The organism is Streptomyces curacoi (assembly GCF_001513975.1).
Lineage (GTDB): Bacteria > Actinomycetota > Actinomycetes > Streptomycetales > Streptomycetaceae > Streptomyces > Streptomyces curacoi.
Genome location: NZ_KQ947984.1, coordinates 1,139,122 through 1,155,994 on the forward strand (window position 1 = coordinate 1,139,122; position 16,873 = coordinate 1,155,994).

14 protein-coding genes and 1 pseudogene are annotated in these 16,873 nt (G+C 71.3%); 10 read left to right on the forward strand and 5 right to left on the reverse strand.

Going from position 1 to position 16,873, the window contains the following annotated elements:
- Positions 1-1,045: 1,045 nt before the first annotated feature.
- Positions 1,046-1,855 (reverse strand): annotated as a pseudogene (locus AQI70_RS37035) (serine/threonine-protein kinase); the annotation flags it as partial.
- Positions 1,856-1,966: 111 nt separating this feature from the next.
- Here AQI70_RS37035 and AQI70_RS05010 point away from each other — a divergent pair.
- A complete protein-coding gene (locus AQI70_RS05010) occupies positions 1,967-2,692 on the forward strand; it encodes an LPXTG cell wall anchor domain-containing protein (protein WP_062144605.1) in 726 nt (241 codons plus the stop codon).
- A gap of 98 nt (positions 2,693-2,790) precedes the next feature.
- Positions 2,791-4,110 (forward strand): FAD-binding oxidoreductase, encoded by a 1,320-nt coding sequence (locus AQI70_RS05015; protein WP_208607281.1) that lies wholly within the window; start codon positions 2,791-2,793, stop codon positions 4,108-4,110.
- Here the strand turns inward: AQI70_RS05015 and AQI70_RS05020 are convergent.
- Positions 4,100-4,681 (reverse strand): biotin transporter BioY, encoded by a 582-nt coding sequence (locus AQI70_RS05020; RefSeq protein WP_062144608.1) that lies wholly within the window; start codon positions 4,679-4,681, stop codon positions 4,100-4,102. The two genes, AQI70_RS05015 and AQI70_RS05020, sit on opposite strands and share 11 nt — an antisense overlap.
- A 381-nt stretch (positions 4,682-5,062) precedes the next feature.
- Here AQI70_RS05020 and AQI70_RS05025 point away from each other — a divergent pair, with 381 nt between their 5' ends.
- Positions 5,063-6,460, forward strand: a complete 1,398-nt coding sequence (locus tag AQI70_RS05025; protein WP_062144611.1) for an amino acid permease — start codon at positions 5,063-5,065, stop codon at positions 6,458-6,460.
- 196 nt (positions 6,461-6,656) lie between these two features.
- Here the strand turns inward: AQI70_RS05025 and AQI70_RS05030 are convergent, their stop codons facing one another.
- Genes AQI70_RS05030 through AQI70_RS05040 form a run of 3 tightly spaced genes read right to left on the reverse strand, consistent with a single transcriptional unit; the run spans position 6,657 to position 9,544 of the window.
- Positions 6,657-7,436: an SAM-dependent methyltransferase gene (locus AQI70_RS05030; RefSeq protein ID WP_062144613.1), complete on the reverse strand. Its 780-nt coding sequence runs from the start codon at positions 7,434-7,436 to the stop codon at positions 6,657-6,659.
- Positions 7,437-7,448: 12 nt separating this feature from the next.
- A complete protein-coding gene (locus AQI70_RS05035; protein ID WP_062144616.1) occupies positions 7,449-8,078 on the reverse strand; it encodes a histidine phosphatase family protein in 630 nt (209 codons plus the stop codon).
- Entirely contained in the window at positions 8,075-9,544 is a 1,470-nt protein-coding gene (locus AQI70_RS05040) for an FGGY-family carbohydrate kinase (protein ID WP_062144619.1), read from the reverse strand. Before AQI70_RS05040 ends, AQI70_RS05035 begins: the two co-directional genes overlap by 4 nt.
- Positions 9,545-9,712: 168 nt before the next feature.
- Here AQI70_RS05040 and AQI70_RS05045 point away from each other — a divergent pair, with 168 nt between their 5' ends.
- The 7 genes from AQI70_RS05045 to AQI70_RS05075 are packed head-to-tail and all read left to right on the forward strand — an operon-like array spanning position 9,713 to position 16,841.
- Positions 9,713-11,134 carry an ABC transporter substrate-binding protein gene (locus AQI70_RS05045; protein ID WP_062144622.1) on the forward strand — a complete coding sequence of 474 codons (1,422 nt, stop codon included), beginning with the start codon at positions 9,713-9,715 and terminating at the stop codon, positions 11,132-11,134.
- A gap of 4 nt (positions 11,135-11,138) precedes the next feature.
- The gene (locus AQI70_RS05050; protein ID WP_062144624.1) at positions 11,139-12,026 is read left to right on the forward strand and encodes a carbohydrate ABC transporter permease; all 888 of its coding nucleotides are present in this window, start codon (positions 11,139-11,141) and stop codon (positions 12,024-12,026) included.
- Positions 12,023-12,853 (forward strand): carbohydrate ABC transporter permease, encoded by an 831-nt coding sequence (locus AQI70_RS05055; protein WP_062144627.1) that lies wholly within the window; start codon positions 12,023-12,025, stop codon positions 12,851-12,853. Before AQI70_RS05050 ends, AQI70_RS05055 begins: the two co-directional genes overlap by 4 nt.
- Positions 12,850-13,944 carry an ABC transporter ATP-binding protein gene (locus AQI70_RS05060; RefSeq protein WP_062144630.1) on the forward strand — a complete coding sequence of 365 codons (1,095 nt, stop codon included), beginning with the start codon at positions 12,850-12,852 and terminating at the stop codon, positions 13,942-13,944. Before AQI70_RS05055 ends, AQI70_RS05060 begins: the two co-directional genes overlap by 4 nt.
- A 38-nt stretch (positions 13,945-13,982) precedes the next feature.
- The gene (locus AQI70_RS05065) at positions 13,983-14,756 is read left to right on the forward strand and encodes a DeoR/GlpR family DNA-binding transcription regulator (RefSeq protein WP_208607296.1); all 774 of its coding nucleotides are present in this window, start codon (positions 13,983-13,985) and stop codon (positions 14,754-14,756) included.
- The gene (locus AQI70_RS05070) at positions 14,734-15,813 is read left to right on the forward strand and encodes an ABC transporter ATP-binding protein (protein ID WP_062144636.1); all 1,080 of its coding nucleotides are present in this window, start codon (positions 14,734-14,736) and stop codon (positions 15,811-15,813) included. Before AQI70_RS05065 ends, AQI70_RS05070 begins: the two co-directional genes overlap by 23 nt.
- On the forward strand, positions 15,810-16,841 hold the full coding sequence (locus AQI70_RS05075) for a 2-hydroxyacid dehydrogenase (protein WP_062144639.1): 1,032 nt from the start codon (positions 15,810-15,812) through the stop codon (positions 16,839-16,841). Before AQI70_RS05070 ends, AQI70_RS05075 begins: the two co-directional genes overlap by 4 nt.
- Positions 16,842-16,873 lie beyond the last annotated feature (32 nt).

Consider the following 16,873-nt stretch of genomic DNA (forward strand, 5'->3'; position numbering starts at 1 on the left):
CAACGCCCCCCACGGGCGGGCCTCCACGGACGGCATCGGCCTCAAGACCCCCCACAGGCTGGGTCTCACTGCCAGCTCCGGCCTCAGCGCCACCCCCGGATTCAGGCTCACGTGCAGCTCCAGGCTCCGAGCCATGCCCGGCTTCGGGCCCTCGGCGACCCATCGCCCCAGTCCCCGGCACGCCCCCGCCCCACGACTCGGACGTGGGCCCGGACCCAAACTCGGACCCGGTCCCGACCTCAGACCCGGACGCGAGCCCGGCCCCAGCCCCGGACGCGGGCTCGACCCCAGCCCCGGACCCAGCCCCGGCCGGGGACCCGGACCAGGCCCCGGACGCGGCCCGAGACCCAGCCCCGGACTCGGACTCGGCCCCAGCCGGGGGCCCAGACCCGATCTCAGACCCGGACGCGAGCCCGGCCCCAGGCCCAGACGCGGGCTCGACCCCAGACCCGGACCTAGGCCCCGGCCCAGTCCCAGTCGGGGTCCCACACCAGGCCCCAGGCCCGGACGCAGACCCAGACCCAGCCCCGGCCGGGGGCCCGGGCCAGGCCCCGGACTCGGCCCGAGACCCAGACCCAGACCCGGACTCGGACTCGGACTCGGCCCCAGCCGGGGGCCCAGACCCGACCTCAGACCCGGACGCGAGCCCGGCCCCAGGCCCGGACGCCGGCTCGACCCCAGACCCGGACCCAGGCCCAGTCCCAGCCCCAGCCGGGGTCCCACACCAGGCCCCAGGCCCGGACGCAGACCCGGACCCAGACCCCGGCCCAGACCCAGCCCCGGCCGGGGGCCCGGACCAGGCCCCGGACGCGGCCCGAGACCCAGCCCCGGACTCGGACCCAGCCCCGGACTCGGACCCAGCCTCGAACCCCGACCCGGACGCACCCCCGAACCAGGTCCCGGCCATCACCCCTCCCCCCACCCCACCCCCTCCCCCAACCACCGGCATCGTCGGTGTAGGTGTCGGAAACGCCACCGGCTGTAGGGCCGTTTCCAGGTCGTCCAGGGTCGGGCGGGTGGACGGGTCCTTTTCCAGGAGGGCGGCCAGGATCTCGCGCAACGGGCCTGCGGAGGGCGGGAGTTCGGGCTCCTCATAGAGGACCGCGTGCAGGGTGGCCAGCGTCGTGTCGCGGGAGAAGGGGGAGTGCCCGGCGAGGGCCGCGCTCAGGGTGGCGCCGAGGGACCAGATGTCGGACGGTGGGCCCTGGGGGCGGCCGGAGATGCGTTCGGGGGCCATGTAGTCGGGGGAGCCGACCAGCATGCCGACCATGGTGAGGGCCTTGGCGTCCTGGATCGCCGCGATGCCGAAGTCGGTCAGGACCACCCTGCCCCGCCCCCTCGTCACCACCGACTCCACCAGGACGTTGCCCGGTTTGATGTCCCGATGGAGCACTCCCCTGGCGTGCACCTGGCGCAGTGCCGCCACCAGGCCCATGCCGATGCGGGCCGTTTCGGCCGGGCGCAGGGGGCCTTCCTCCGCCATGATGCGTTCCAGGGAGCGGCCGGCCACCAACTCCATGACGATCCACAGGCGTTCGCCCTCGTCGACCACGTCATAGACGCGTACGACGTTGGGGTGGTCGATCCTCGCCGTCGCCCGCGCCTCACGCAGCGTGCGCTCCCGGCGTGTGCGTGTGTCCTCCGGGTCGAGGCCGTCGATGCGCATTTCCTTGACGGCGACCAGGCGATCGAGTATTTCGTCGACGGCTCGCCACACCCGCCCCATTCCCCCCTGGCCAATACTCTCGACCAGTCGGTAGCGCCCTGTCACGAGTAGACCTGGAACCCCGCCGCTCCTCGTGTTTCCCGTATTTCCCGGCAATCCGCTGCACCCCCTCCACGACGCCTCTGACATCCCCGACCGAAACACAATGGTCACACTTCACGCGGTACCAGCATAGTGCGGAGAAATCTTGTGGTAGCTCTTCAAGTACTGCGAATTCAGACGCAGGCAAGGGGGACGAACATGAGTTCTCGTCGCACGACGACCATCGCGGGATCGCTGGTCGCGGCATCTTTCTCGGCAGTGCTGATCCTTTCCGCCACTGCCGGTGCGGATGACCAGGGACCGGGAAGCAGCAAGGGGGGAAAGGTCATCGACGAGGCGCCGGCAGGGGTGAAGCTCACCACTGCGCTGCCCGGAAAAATCTCGGTGGACAACAGTTCGCAAGAGGCCGACATCACCGCCACGGTGAAGAACGAAGGGACCAAGGACAGCGGAGAGATCAGGCTTTTGGTCGTCGGTTTCGACGGCCTCACGGTCAAGAATGTCGAGGGCTGTTCAGCGATCGAGAAAAACGGCCTTCCGGAGGGCTCGAACAGCGGTTTCAGTTGTTCCCTCGACAATCTCCCGGCCGGTGAGTCGAAGTCGTACGCCGTCGCCGCGACGTACGACCTGAGCAAGACGGGCAAGATCTGCCTTCCCGTCCAGAGCGGCGACGGCAAGAAGACGTACTGGCAGCAGGGCCCGGTGCCGTTCGGCACGACGAACCCGTCACCCGACGCCCCGGCCACCCCGCTGCTCCTCGGCACCGACAACAAGCCGGTCGCACCGGGCGCCGACAAGCTGCCCAAGACCGGCGTCGGCCGTGACGTCCTGCCGCTGGGCGCGGCCGGCGCGACGCTGATCGCGGCGGGCGCGGCCGGGCTGTGGTGGGCGCGGCAGCGGCGGCCGGAGCGCCAGGCGGACTGAGCGGAAGTCGGCGGCGGAAAGTCGAGCGACGAATCGGCCGGTGAATCGGCCGGATAACCTGACGGCACCTGTCAGGTTATCCGGCCACTGTGCAGGCCATGACCTCCACGCAGCAGCTGACAGATCTGTCCCTCCTCCGCCCCGGCGACCCCGGCTACGACGACGAACTCGCCGGTTTCCAGACCGGGTTCGCCCAGCGGCCCGACATCGTCGTCCCGGCCGGTTCCGCCGCCGACGTGGCCGCCGCCGTGCGGTACGCGGCCGAGCGGGGGCTGCCGGTCGGCGTCCAGGCCACCGGGCACGGGCTGCCCGGGCCGGCCGAGGGCGGGATCCTCGTCACGACCCGGCGTATGGACCGGGTGACCGTCGATCCCGAGGCCCGCACCGCCCGCGTCCAGGCAGGTGTGCGCTGGGGTCAGGTCGTGGCGGCAGCGGAGCCGTACGGGCTCGCGCCGCTCAACGGTTCGGCCCCGTCCGTCGGAGCCGTGTCGTACACGCTGGGCGGCGGACTCGGCATCCTGGCGCGGCAGTTCGGGTACGCGGCCGACCACGTCCGCTCGCTCGACGTCGTCACCGCCGACGGCCGACCCCGCCATGTCACCCCTGAGTCCGACCTGTACTGGGGCCTCCTCGGCGGCGGCCACACCCTCGGCGTCGTCACCGAGCTGGAGATCGGCCTCGTACCGGTCAGGACCCTGTACGGCGGCTCCCTCGCCTTCGACGGACGCGAGGTCGGCCCGGCGGCCGTACTGCGGGCGTACGAGGAGTGGACGCGGACCGTGCCCGACGGGCTGACCTCGTCCTTCGCCGCCGTACCGTACCCGGCCATCCCGGGGCTGCCGTCGCGGCTGCGCGGGCGGTACGTCATCTCGGTGCGGGTCGCGTACACCGGGGCCGACGGGGACCGGCTCGTCGCCCCGCTGCGGAGGATCGGGCCGGTGCTCGCCGACTCCCTGCGCGAGATGCCGTACGCCGAGAGCCACACCATCCACAGCGACCCGGACTTCCCGCACGCCTACTACGGGGACAGCGCGGTGCTGAGTGAGTTGGACACCGACAGGGTGGCCGGCCTGCTCGCCCGTACCGGGCCGGAGGCCGCGGCCATGTGTGTCGTGCAGATCAATCATCTGGGCGGGGCGCTGGCCGAGCCCGCGCCGAACTCGGTGCCGTACCGCGAAGGGACGTTCCTGGTGCGGCTGTTGACCACGGCGGACCGGGAGCGGGCCCGGGAGATCCTGGACCCCGCCTTCGGCCTGCTCGCTCCCGTCACGCTCGGCCGGGCGCTCAACTTCGCCCTCGGGGCCGGGGACCGGGGCGCGGGTCTGTACGACGCCGGGACGCGAAAGAGGCTCGCCGGGCTGAAGTCGCAGTACGACCCGGCGAACCTCTTCCGCAGGAACTACGGCGTCAGCGGTTGATCAGCTTCCAGGCGGTGGGCAGCGCGCCCATCGCCAGGGCCGCCTTCAGGGCGTCGCCGATCAGGAACGGGGTGAGGCCGGCCGCGATCGCGGCGGACGCCGACATGCCGGTGGCCAGGGCCAGGTACGGGACGCCGATCGCGTAGATGACCGCCTCGCCCAGCAGCATCGCGCCGGCCGTGCGCAGTGCGGTGCGGTCGGCGCCGCGGCGGGCCAGGGCGCCGACGACGGTGGCGGCGAGGATCATGCCGAGGACGTAGCCGAAGGACGGGGCGGCGGCGCCGGAGGTGCCCTCCGCGAACCACGGCACGCCCGCGATGCCCGCGAGCGCGTACAGCGCGAGGGAGAGGAAGCCGCGGCCGGCGCCGAGGGCCGTGCCGACCAGCAGCACCGCGAGGGTCTGGCCGGTCACCGGCACCGGGGAGCCCGGCACGGGCACGGAGATCTGGGCGGCGAGGCCGGTGAACGCGGCGCCGCCGGCGACGAGCGCGAGGTCGCGGACGCGGGAGGCCGGGAGCAGGTCGGCGAGGACCTGTCCGGTGCGAGCGGGGGCGGCGGCAGCGGTGCTCATGGGGACTCCGCGGGGTGAGGGCAGTACGGGACGCTGTGACGCTATCCCAGAGTGTTTCGCTCGCTCACCGTCAGTGGTCGACAAAGGCTCGTTCGCGGGCTTGGTGGGCTCCGGACAAAGGATGGGTGTTACACCTGGTACGAGGTGACGCCGGTCACGGAGGCAGGGACGTCGAGCTCACATCCGGGGCGCCGAGCCGACTGTAGGGATTCACCAATCGACTCCCGCAGGCCCCGCACCCGGTGCCGGTCGCCGGGTGACGGCTCCACCACTTACAGTGCGCCAGGTGTCCGCATAGTGGGCAACCTCTGCTTCTGAGCGGAGAGGCTGCCCAGACTGTGGGCGTTTTTGCCCATCTCACGCATTGGACGAGCCGCGCCCATGCCCAGCAGCACCACGGAGTCACAGACGCCGCCGAAGGCGGACGACGTCTCCCTGTCCCACAGTCTGAAGCAGCGCCACCTGTCGATGATCGCCCTCGGCGGTGTCATCGGCGCGGGCCTGTTCGTCGGGTCCGGCGCCGGTATCGCCGCCGCGGGCCCCTCGATCGTCGTCGCCTACATCCTCTCCGGCCTCCTTGTGATGCTGGTGATGCGGATGCTGGGCGAGATGTCGGCCGCGTATCCGTCTTCCGGCTCGTTCTCCGCGCACGCCGAGCGGGCGATCGGCCCATGGGCCGGCTTCACGGCGGGCTGGTCCTTCTGGGTGCTGCTGTGCACCGCCGTCGGCCTTGAGGGCATCGGTGCCGCGAAGATCGTCACCACCTGGCTGCCGCACACGCCGGAGTGGGCCTGGGTGGCCCTGTTCATGGTCGTGTTCTGCGGCGCGAACCTGGCCGCCGTGAAGAACTTCGGCGAGTTCGAGTTCTGGTTCGCGGCGCTGAAGGTCGGCGCGATCTCGCTGTTCCTGGTGCTGGGCGGCCTGGCGATCGCCGGCGTCCTGCCGGGCACGGACGCGCCGGGCACCGCGAACCTCACCGGTGCGGGCGGTTTCCTCCCGCACGGCAGCGAGGGCCTGATCATCGGCCTGCTCGCCTCGGTCTTCGCCTACGGCGGCATGGAGACGGTCACCATCGCGGCGGCCGAGTCGGAGAACCCGGTCAGCGGTGTGGCCAGCGCGGTCCGCACGGCCATGTGGCGCATCGCTCTCTTCTACATCGGCTCGATGGCGGTCGTCGTCACCCTCGTCCCCTGGGACTCCAAGGAGATCGTCGAGAAGGGCCCGTATGTCGCCACCCTCGACCACCTGGGCATCCCCGGCGCCGGCCAGCTGATGAACGTGGTCGTGCTGGTGGCCCTGCTCTCCGCCATGAACGCCAACATCTACGGCTCCTCACGCATCGCGTACTCGCTCGTCCAGCGCGGACAGGGCCCGAAGGCCCTCGGCCGGGTGTCGGGCGGCGTCCCGCGCATCGCCGTCCTGGCGTCCTCGGTGTTCGGCTTCGTGTGCGTGGTGCTCAGCTACTGGCGGCCGGACGACGTCTTCCCCTGGCTGCTGAACATGATCGGCGCGGTGATCCTGGTCGTCTGGATCTTCATCGCCGTCTCCCAGCTGCGACTGCGCAGGCGACTGGAGCGTGAGGCACCGGAGAAGCTGGTCGTGCGGATGTGGGCGTTCCCGGTGCTGACCTGGGTCGCGCTGGCGGGCATGGCGGCGATCTTCGTCCTGATGGCCCGGGAGCCGGACACGCGCGTGCAGCTGTACTCGACGGGCGGGATGACGCTGTTCCTGGCGGCGGTCGGGTACCTGTGGCAGAAGGCGCGCGCCAAGGGCCAGTGACGCCCACCTGACGGAACCGAAGCCCCCCGTGTGATCCACACGGGGGGCTTTTTGCTGTTAGCTTGTTATTGCGAACAGCTTGCAACAAGGCGTCCTGCCTCGTGATCGTCTTCTCACCCTTCACGAACGGCAGGCGGAAGGAAGGAAGCCCCCGCGAGGACAGGACTCGCGGGGGCTTCCCGTTGCCGGGCGGGCGTCAGGGCTTGCGGCCCACCCCGCCGTGCTGGCCGATCGGCTGCGGCGCCTCGTCGCTCGGCTCGGGGCGCCACAGGGGGACGGAGACGATGCCGGGCTCCACCAGGTCCAGGCCCTCGAAGAAGGCGGCGATCTGCTCGACCGGGCGCAGGAAGTACGGCACCGCGCCGGTCTCGTTGTAGGCGTCCTGGGCCCGCTCGTAGGCCGGGTCGGTGCCGCGGGAGCCCTCGTTGAGGGAGAGGTAGCTGCCGGAGGGCAGGCCGGCCAGCAGGCCGCGGACGAGGGCGCGGGCCTGGTCGTAGTCGGCGACGTGGCCGAGGATGCCGCTGAGGATCAGGGCCGTGGGGCGGGTGAGGTCCAGGGTCCAGGAGGCCGCTTCGAGGATCTTCGCCGGCTCGAACAGGCTCAGGTCCTCGTAGGCCGTCACGCCCTGCGGAGTCGAGGTGAGCAGGGCGCGGGCGTGGGCCAGGACCAGCGGGTCGTTGTCGACGTAGACGACCCTCGACTCGGGTGCGAGGCGCTGGGCGACCTCGTGCGTGTTGTCGACGGTCGGCAGCCCGGTGCCGACGTCGAGGAACTGGCGGACACCCGCCTCCCCGACCAGGTACCGGATGCTGCGGCCCAGGAAGGCGCGGCTGCTGCGGGCGATGGTGACGATGCCGGGGAAGACGGCGGTGTAGGCGTCGCCGGCCGCCTCGTCCACGGGGTAGTTGTCCTTGCCGCCCAGCCAGTAGTTCCAGATGCGGGCCGAGTGCGGTACCGAGGTGTCGATCTCCGTCATGCGCCCATGGTGCTACGGCACGTCCGCCTCGCAGGGCACATTGAGGGAGAGAAGTGCGGCGGATCCGTCGGGGTTCAGGCGAAGTTCGCTGATCGCCACGTTGCGCAACCTTGGGAACACTCTGCGGTACTCCCGGGCCGGGATCGACAGCAGCGTGCACAGCACCAGACGGAACAGCGTGTTGTGGGCGACGACCAGGACCCGCCCGCCGGGGTGGGCCGCGGCGATGCGGCGCAGGGCGGCGGCACCGCGCTCGGCGGCGGCGGCAGGGTCCTCCGCCGCCGGGAACGGGTGGGCCACCGGGTCGGCGCGGAAGGCCTCCGCGGCGGCCGGGTCCTCGGCCGCGAACTCCGCGAGCGTACGGCCCTCCAGCACACCGAAGTCGCATTCGCGCAGGCCGGCTTCCCTCTGCGGGGTGAGACCGAGGGCCCTGCAGGCCGGGGCGGCGGTGGCGACGGCGCGGGAGAGGGGCGAGGTCCAGATCGCGTCGACCGGGTGGGCGGCGGCCCAGCGGCCGAGGGCCTCGGCCTGGGCGCGGCCCGTGTCGGTGAGGGGCACGTCGCTGACACCGGCGTAGCGGTTCTCGGCGTGCCAGATCGTCTGTCCGTGCCGGGCCAGCAGCAGTGTCGTACTCGTGGTCATGAGTCCGCAGTATCCCCGTCCAGACGGGCGTGCGCGTGTGCCGCGACCGGTGGGGGCAGCCAGCCCCGGGCGGTCAGTTCGTCGACCAGGCGGGCGTACGGCTCGGCGAAGCGGGCGGTGCGGTCGGGCCGGGGGTGGACGGTCGTGCCGATGCGGACCATGCCTTCCGCCGCCGCCGCCAGTTGCTGTTCCGCACCCGCGCCGTACGCCGCCAACGCGGCCATCCCCAGCGCCGGTTCCGTCTGCTGCGGTACCCGGGCGGCGCGGCCCAGGATGTCGGCGCGCAGCTGGTTCCAGTACGGGCTGCGGGCGGCGCCGCCCGTGAAGGTGAGGGGGCCGTCGAGGGGTGCGCCCAGATGGTGCAGATAGTCCAGGCACAGGCGTTCCGTGAAGCCGACGCCCTGCAGGAGCGCGGCCCACAGGTCGGCGTCCGACTCCGGTTCGCCCAGCACGAGCGCGGCGGCGTCCGGGGCCAGGAACGGGAAGCGCTCGCCGGGTGACACCAGGGGGTAGGCGATCGCGCCGGACGGCTCGTACGCGGCGGCCCGCTCGTCCATGGCCGCCGGATCGGCGCCCGCGAACGCCGCCGTGAGCACTCCCGCGCCGACGCTGGAGGCGCCGCCCGGCAGCCAGCTCCCGTCCGGGGCACGGTGGTTGTAGACCACGCCCGTCGGGTCCCGGACGGGCGTCGGGGACGCGCCCTTGAGGACCAGCGTGGTGCCGAGCACCGAGTTCCAGGAGCCCGGGCGCAGGGCGGCGGAGGCGATCTGGGCCGCGCAGCCGTCGGTCATCCCGGCGACGACGGGGGTGCCGGCGGGGATGCCGGTGGCGTCGGCGGCGGTCGCGGAGACCTCGCCGAGCAGGGTGCCGGGGCGTACGACGTCGGGGATCGCCGTGTCGGGCAGGCCCAGTCGGGGCAGCATCGACGGCCAGGCGTCGCGCTCCAGGTCGTAGCCGGTCTTGAGGGCGTGGCTGGAGTCGGCCGGCGGCAGCTTGCCGGTCAGCAGGGAGACGATCAGGTCGGGCTGGTGGGTGATCCGGCCCGGTCCGTAGGCGCCGGTCAGCCACAGGGCCTTCGGCAGCGCCCAGGTGTCCTGCACCTTGAGCCCCGCCATCCGCGCCCGCGCCGCCTCCGCCGTCGCACGCCCGTCGTCGTACATCAGCGCGGGGCTCATCGGCCGCCCCGCCCCGTCGGTCAGCAGCACGGTCCCGGACGTCCCGCACACCGCGAGCCCGCCGACCCGCACCCGCGACTGCCCGCGCAGCGCGGCCCGGGACGCCGCGCACAGCCCGTCCCACCACTGCGCCGGATCCTGCTCGTGCCGCACCCCGTCGCGCCGCCCGGCCAGCGGGGCCGCGCCGCTGCCGAGGACCGTGCCGTCGCGTGTCACCAGCAGCACGCGAACGCTCTGGGTGCCCAGGTCGATCCCGAGCCAGGCCTCGTCCCCGAAACCGTCATCCGCCATCCGGAACCTCCCGCATATCGCGATCCGATCCGTGAACTTCTCACTCTGCACTGAGATTTTCCCGTGCGCGAGGGATTGACGGCCAACTTCCGCCGTTCCACCCTCGGTTAACGAGTCGACTCGCCGTGTTAACCCGCAGCCTGACCGAGCCCCACGTGGAGGTCACGGATGGACACGCACGTGCACGACCGCCGCCGCTTCCTCGCCCTGACCGCCGCGGCCGCCGCCACCCCGCTGCTCGCGGCCTGCGGGGCCGGGTTCGGCGGTGACGACAACAAGAGCGAGGGCTCGGCCGCGGACGACGTCACCGGCTCCTTCGACTGGAGGCGGGAGAAGGGGACGACCGTCAAGGCGCTGCTGAACAAGCACCCCTACACGGACGCGCTGGTCGCCGACCTGAAGTCCTTCACCGAGAAGACCGGCATCAAGGTGGAGTACGACGTCTTCCCCGAGGACAACTACTTCGACAAGCTCACCGTCGACCTGTCCAGCGGGCGCGCCTCCTACGACGTCTTCATGCTGGGCGCCTACATGGTCTGGCAGTACGGCCCGCCCGGCTGGCTGGAGGACCTCGGCCCCTGGATGCGCAACTCCTCGGCCACCGGCGCCGAATGGGACCAGGCCGACTTCTTCCCGAACCTCCTCCAGGCCGACCAGTGGTCGCTGAAGGCGGGCGCGCCGCTCGGGCAGGGCGGGCAGTACGCGCTGCCGTGGGGCTGGGAGACGAACGTCGTCGCCTACAACACGGACGTCTTCAGAAAACTCGGCCTGAAGCCCGCCGAGACCTTCGACGAACTGCGCGACATCGCCCGGACGATCAAACGGAAAGCCCCCGGCGCCGGTTTCGACGGCATGTACGGGATCGCCGTACGGGGATCGAGGAGCTGGGCGACGATCCACCCGGGCTTCATGACGATGTACGCCCGTAACGGCCTCAAGGACTTCACAGTCGCCGACGGGAAGCTCACACCCGCCATGAACACCCCGGAGGCCGTCGCCTTCACCGAGGACTGGGCCGGCATGGTCAAGCAGGGCGGGCCGCCGTCCTGGACGTCGTACACCTGGTACCAGTGCTCCAGCGACCTCGGCGCGAAGAAGGCGGGGATGCTGTTCGACGCGGACACGGCCGCCTACTTCCAGGCGGTCGAGGGCGCGAGCCCCGCCTCCGGGAAGATCGCCTTCCACCCCGGGCCGAAGGGGCCGGACGGGTCCCTCGCGACCAACATGTGGATCTGGTCGCTCGGCATGAACGCCAAGAGCAAGAAGAAGAGCGCCAGTTGGCTGTTCCTGCAGTGGGCGACCGGCAAGGAGCACCTGCGCAAGAGCGCGATCACCCACAACCACATCGACCCGGTCCGCAAGTCGATCGCCGACGACGCCGCCTACAAGGACAAGATGAAGCACCTGCCCGGCTTCATCGAGACCTTCGAGACCGTCGTCGACCAGACGAAGATCCAGTTCACGCCACAGGCGCAGTTCTTCGACGCGACCACCAGCTGGGCCGCCGCCCTCCAGGAGATCTACGGCGGCGGCAGCGCCAGGTCGGTCCTCGACGGGCTGGCGGGCGACCTCGCCGACAAGGTGGGCTAGCGCGATGGGATGGCGGCTCGCCCTGCGCCCGTACCTCCTGATCGTCCCCGCGCTGCTGCTGACCTGCGGGATCCTCTACCCCTTCGGACTCGGCCTGTACTACACGCTCTTCGACTTCTCGGCGAGCAAACCGCAGCCCGACATGGTGGGGTTCGAGAACTACGAGACCGTCTTCACGCAGGAGGCCTTCTGGAACTCGGCGTGGGTGACGGTGCTGTACGCGGTGGGGGCCGCCGCCGTGGAGACGGTGCTGGGCGTGGCCGTCGCGCTGCTGCTGCACCGGTCGACGCCGGCCGGGCGGGTGCTGGAGAAGATCCTCATCCTGCCGCTGATGATCGCGCCGGTGATCGCGGCGATCATCTGGAAGCTGATGCTCCAGCCGTCGGTGGGGGTGATCAACTACCTGCTGAGACCCTTCGGGCTGGGCGGGGTCCAGTGGACGGACACCCCGACCGGCGCGCTGCTGTCGTCGATCGCCGTGGACGTGTGGGTGTACACGCCGTTCGTGGCGATCCTCGCGCTGGCCGGGCTGCGTTCGCTGCCCACGTCGCCCTTCGAGGCGGCGGCCGTCGACGGGGCGGGCTGGTGGTACACCTTCCGGCGGCTGACGCTGCCGATGCTGTGGCCGTACGTCCTGGTCGCGGTGATCTTCCGGTTCATGGACTCGCTGAAGGTGTTCGACATCATCTACGCCCTGACGGAGGGCGGCCCCGGCGACTCGACGGTCGTCCTGCAGATCCGGGCGTATCTGGAGGCGATCCGCTTCCAGCGGTACTCCTTCGGGATCAGCTACACGATCGTGCTGTGGGCCGTGGTGTATCTCGCCGCGATGGTGCTGGTGAAGCACCTGGGGAAGATCCAGCGGAAGGCCGCGGAGGTGGCTGCCAAGTGACCTGGAGGAAACGCCTGTCTGGGTGGCTGGCGGATGCCGCCCTCATCCTCTACTTCGTCTTCGCGCTGTTCCCGATCGCCTGGATGGTGATCCTGTCGCTGAAGCCGGCCAACCAGCTCTTCTCCACCTACTTCTCCTTCTCCCCCACCCTCGACGGCTACCGCACGGTCCTCGGCGACAGCGAGGGCATCCCGTTCGTGCGGTTCTTCGTCAACAGCCTGGTCGTGTCGCTGGGCGCGGTGGCCCTGTCGCTGCTCGTCGGTCTTCCGGCGGCGTACGCATCGGCGCGCTGGCGGTTCAGGGGCTCCGAGAACCTGATGTTCACGCTGCTGTCGTTCCGGTTCGCACCCGAACTCACCGTGATCATCCCGCTGTTCGTGCTGTACCAGAAGCTCGGCCTGTTCGACACGTACGTCGGCATGGTGTGGGTGCTCCAGCTCGTCACCCTGCCACTGATCGTGTGGATCATGCGGTCGTACTTCGCCGACCTCACCCCCGAGCTGGAGCAGGCGGCGCTGCTGGACGGCTACAGCCGCAAGCAGGCGTTCTTCAAAGTGGCGATCCCGCTGGTCAAGCCGGGCATCGCGGCCGTGTCGCTGCTCGCCTTCATCTTCGCCTGGAACAACTTCGTCTTCCCCCTCATCCTGACCTCCAACGAGGCCCAGACCGTGACCGTGGGCGCGCTGTCCTTCCTCGGCGGCGACCGGCCCAAGTACAACCTGACGGCCGCGGCGGCCCTGGTCTCCGTCGTACCGCCGCTGCTGCTCGCGCTGACGATCCAGCGGTATCTGGTGCGGGGGCTGTCGTTCGGGGCGGTGAAGTCATGACGAGCGCCATTGCCGTGCGGGGAGTGCACAAGCGGTTCGGCAAGGTCAACGCGCTGGACGGGCTGGACCTGGAGGTCCGTGAGGGCGAGTTCTTCTGCCTGCTCGGTCCGTCGGGGGCCGGGAAGACGACCACCCTCAAGACCGTCGCCGGACTCGAACTCCCCGACTCCGGCACCGTCGAGCTCGGCGGCGCGGACATGCGCGGCGTCGAGCCGTACGACCGCGGCGTGGCGATGTGCTTCGAGAGCTACGCCCTCTACCCGCACAAGTCGGCGTACGACAACCTCGCCTCACCCCTGCGCTCCCCGCGCCACCGGCTGCCCGCCGCGCAGGCCCGCGAGCGCATCGGCGAGATCGCCGAACTCCTCGGCATCTCCGCCCTGCTGGACCGCCCCGTGGGCCGGCTGTCCAACGGCCAGCGCCAGCGCGTCGCCCTCGGCCGGGTCCTGGTCCGCCCGGCCCGCGCCTTCCTCCTCGACGAGCCCCTCTCCCACCTCGACGCCAAGCTGCGCCAGCAGATGCGGGCCGAGCTGAAGGCGATCGGGGCGGTGCGGCACACGACCACCCTCTACGTCACCCATGACTCCGTCGAGGCACTCGCTCTCGGCGACCGGATCGGGGTCCTGCGCGACGGGCGGATCGTGCAGACGGGAACCCGGGAGGAGATCTGGTACCGCCCCTACGACACGGAGGTGGCGCGGGCCTTCGGACGGCCCCGTATCAATCTGCTGCCGGGGGCCGTCACAGCCGAGGGCGGCTTCCGCTCGGCGGACGGGAAGGTCGAGCTGCCGATCCCGGCCGGGGCCGCCCCCGGCACGGAGGTGCTGATCGGCGTCCGGCCCCGCGATCTCAGCCTCGGCGAGGGCCCGGGACACCAGCTCACCGGCACCGTCTACGTCACCGAGGTGCTCGGCCGGTCCGTCGAGGTCACCGTCCGGCTGGGCGAGCAGCATGTGTCGCTGGTCGCCCCGCGCGGCGACGCGGCCGGTCTTCGCCCCGACGATCCGGTACGACTGTGGGTCCGGCCTGAGAACCTGCTGCTGTTCGAGGCCGACCGGCCGCAGCGTCCAGGACGAAGGATCGGGCAGTGAACAACGCACAGCAGGGCCCCGCCGCCCGCCAGGCCGCCATGGCCGAGCAGGTCCTCGCCGACGGCTCGGCGACGGCCGCCGAGCTGGCCGAGCGGTTCGGGGTGAGCCTGATGACCATCCACCGGGACCTCGACGAGCTCGAACGGCAGGGCATCGTCAGGAAGTTCCGGGGTGGCGTGACCGCGCAGCCCTCCGGGGTCTTCGAGTCGAACGTGCAGTACCGGCTGAAGACCATGCGCGCGCAGAAGGCCGCCGTCGCCGACCGCGCCCTGAAGCTCATCGAGCCCGGCATGGCGATCATGCTGGACGACTCCACCTCCACCCTGGAGATAGCCCGCAGGCTGCGCCTCGGCGAGGTCACCCCGCTCACGGTCGTCACCAACTTCCTGGAAGCGATCAATCTCCTCTCCGACCAGCGCGGCATCCACCTCATGGCCCTCGGCGGCGACTACGACCCGCTGCACTCGTCCTTCCTCGGCGTGTCCTGCGTCGAGGCGATAGAGCAGCTGCGCGTGGACGTCTGCTTCGCCTCGACGTCGGCCGTGCGCGGGGGCTACGCCTACCACCAGGAGCAGCACATCGTGTCGGTGAAGCGGGCCATGCTCGACGCGGCCGCCCGCAACATCCTCCTGATCGACCACACCAAGCTCGCCCGGGTCGCCCTGCACCGAGTGGTCCCCCTCTCCCGCTTCGACCTCCTCCTCGTCGACGACGGAGCGTCGGCGGAGGCACTGCGGGACCTGGACGAGCACAAGGTCCGTTACGAAGTCTGCGCGACGAAGGGCAGCGATGACCGAGCTGGAGCTACGTGATCTGCGCAAGACCTACCGGGCGCGGGGCCGTCCGGCGGTGGACGCCGTCCGCGGTATCGACCTCGCCCTGCGCTCCGGCGAGCTGCTCGGCCTGCTCGGCCCGTCGGGCTGCGGAAAGTCCACCACCCTGCGGATGATCGCCGGGCTGGAGACGGTGACCGGCGGAGACATCCTGGTCGGCGGCGCGTCGGTCATCGAGCGCCCGGCCCAGCAGCGCAACATCGGGGTCGCCTTCGAGAACTACGCCCTCTACCCGCCGCTGACGGTGGCGGAGAACCTGGCCTTCGGCCTGAGGGCACGCAAGAGAGCCCACCGGGGTGACGTCGACCGCAAGGTCAAGGAGATCGCCGAACGCGTCGACCTCACCGGCATCCTCGACGCCCGCCCCGCGGGCCTGTCCAGCGGCCAGAAGCAGCGCGTGTCCCTGGCCCGCGCCCTGGTCCGCGAACCGGACGTCCTCCTCCTGGACGAGCCCCTGTCCCACCTCGACGCGGCCCAGCGCGACACGACCCGCCGCGAACTGAAACGCATCCAGCGCGACCTCGGCCACACCACCATCCTGGTCACCCACGACCAGGAGGAGGCCCTCTCCCTCGCCGACCGGATCGCCGTGATGAAGGACGGCGTCATCCAGCAGCTCGGCACCCCGTACGAGATCTACGACAGCCCGGCCAACGTCTTCGTCGCGGACTTCGTCGGCGAGCCCGCGATCAATCTCCTGCCGGGCGCGGCCACGGACGACGGTCACGCCCGTCTGTCGGCCTCGGTGCGGATCGCGCTGCCGGTGCCGGTGGCCGCGGGCCGGCAGGTGGTGGTCGGCATCCGCCCGGAGGACCTGAGCCTGACCGGCGAGGACGGTCTGCCCGCCCGCGTGGTGGCCCACGAACCCCTCCTCGAATCAGGCATCGCCACCCTCGCCCTCGATGGCGTCGAACGTCCCCTCGTGGTCCTGACCGACCCCGAGGTCCGCCTCGCCCACGACGACCGCGTGCACATCACCGCCGACCCTCACCTCACCCATGTCTTCGACGCCGAGACGGGAGACTCCCTGCGATGACCAACGGGAACAGCGTGCGTGTGGTGGCCGCCGGCGACCACTTCATCCTGCCGTCGCTCATCACGGAGGCGCTCGGCCGCGAACTGGCCGCGGAGGTACGCGAAGTGACCCTCGGCTGGCCGCTGGAGCCCTTCGGCCCGGTGGCCGAGGTGACGGAGGCGAGCGACGCCGAGGACGAGCTGATCGAGGCGCTCGCGGGTGCCCAGGTGCTGGTCACCCAGATGGGCCCGGTGACGGAACGCGTCCTCGACGCCTGCCCCGGCCTGCGGCTGGTGGTCGTGTGCCGGGGCGGCCCGGTGAACGTCAACCTGGACGCGGCCAAGCGGCACGACGTCCGCGTGTGCTACGCCCCCGGCCGCAACGCGGCGGCCACGGCCGAGTTCACGATCGGCCTCATGCTGGCGGCCCTGCGGCGCATCCCCCAGGCCCATGACCTGCTCGCCCGGCAGGGCAGTTGGGAGGGGGCGACCTACTACACGTACGAGCACAGCGGCCTGGAGCTGGAGGACCTGCCGGTCGGGCTGGTCGGCTACGGGGCGGTGGGCAGCCGGGTGGCCCGGGTGCTGTGCGCCTTCGGGGCACGGGTGACGGTCTACGACCCCTACGTCCACCACCACGAGATCCACGGCCTGCGGGTTCCCACCCTGGACCGGCTCCTGCGCGACTCAAGGGTGATCACGCTGCACGCCCGCCTCACCGACGAGACCCGCGGCCTGATCGGTGCCCGTGAGCTGGCCCTGCTGCCGAAGGGCTCGGTGGTGGTGAACGTGGCGCGCGGACCGCTGCTGGACGAGGGCGCGCTGTGCGATGCGCTGGAGAGCGGCCACCTCTCGTCGGCGGCCCTCGACACCTACGGGCAGGAGCCCCTGCCCCCCGACTCACGCCTGCGCACCCTCGCCGACCGGGTCGTGCTGACTCCTCACCTGGGCGGCGCGTCCCGCGCGGTGGCGGAGAAGGCGGCCCGCATCGCCGCCGCGGAGGTGGGCCGCTGGGCACGCGGGGAACCACTGGCCCACTGCCTCGGGTAAGTGCCCGCCCACGCTCACCGTGCCGACCGCAC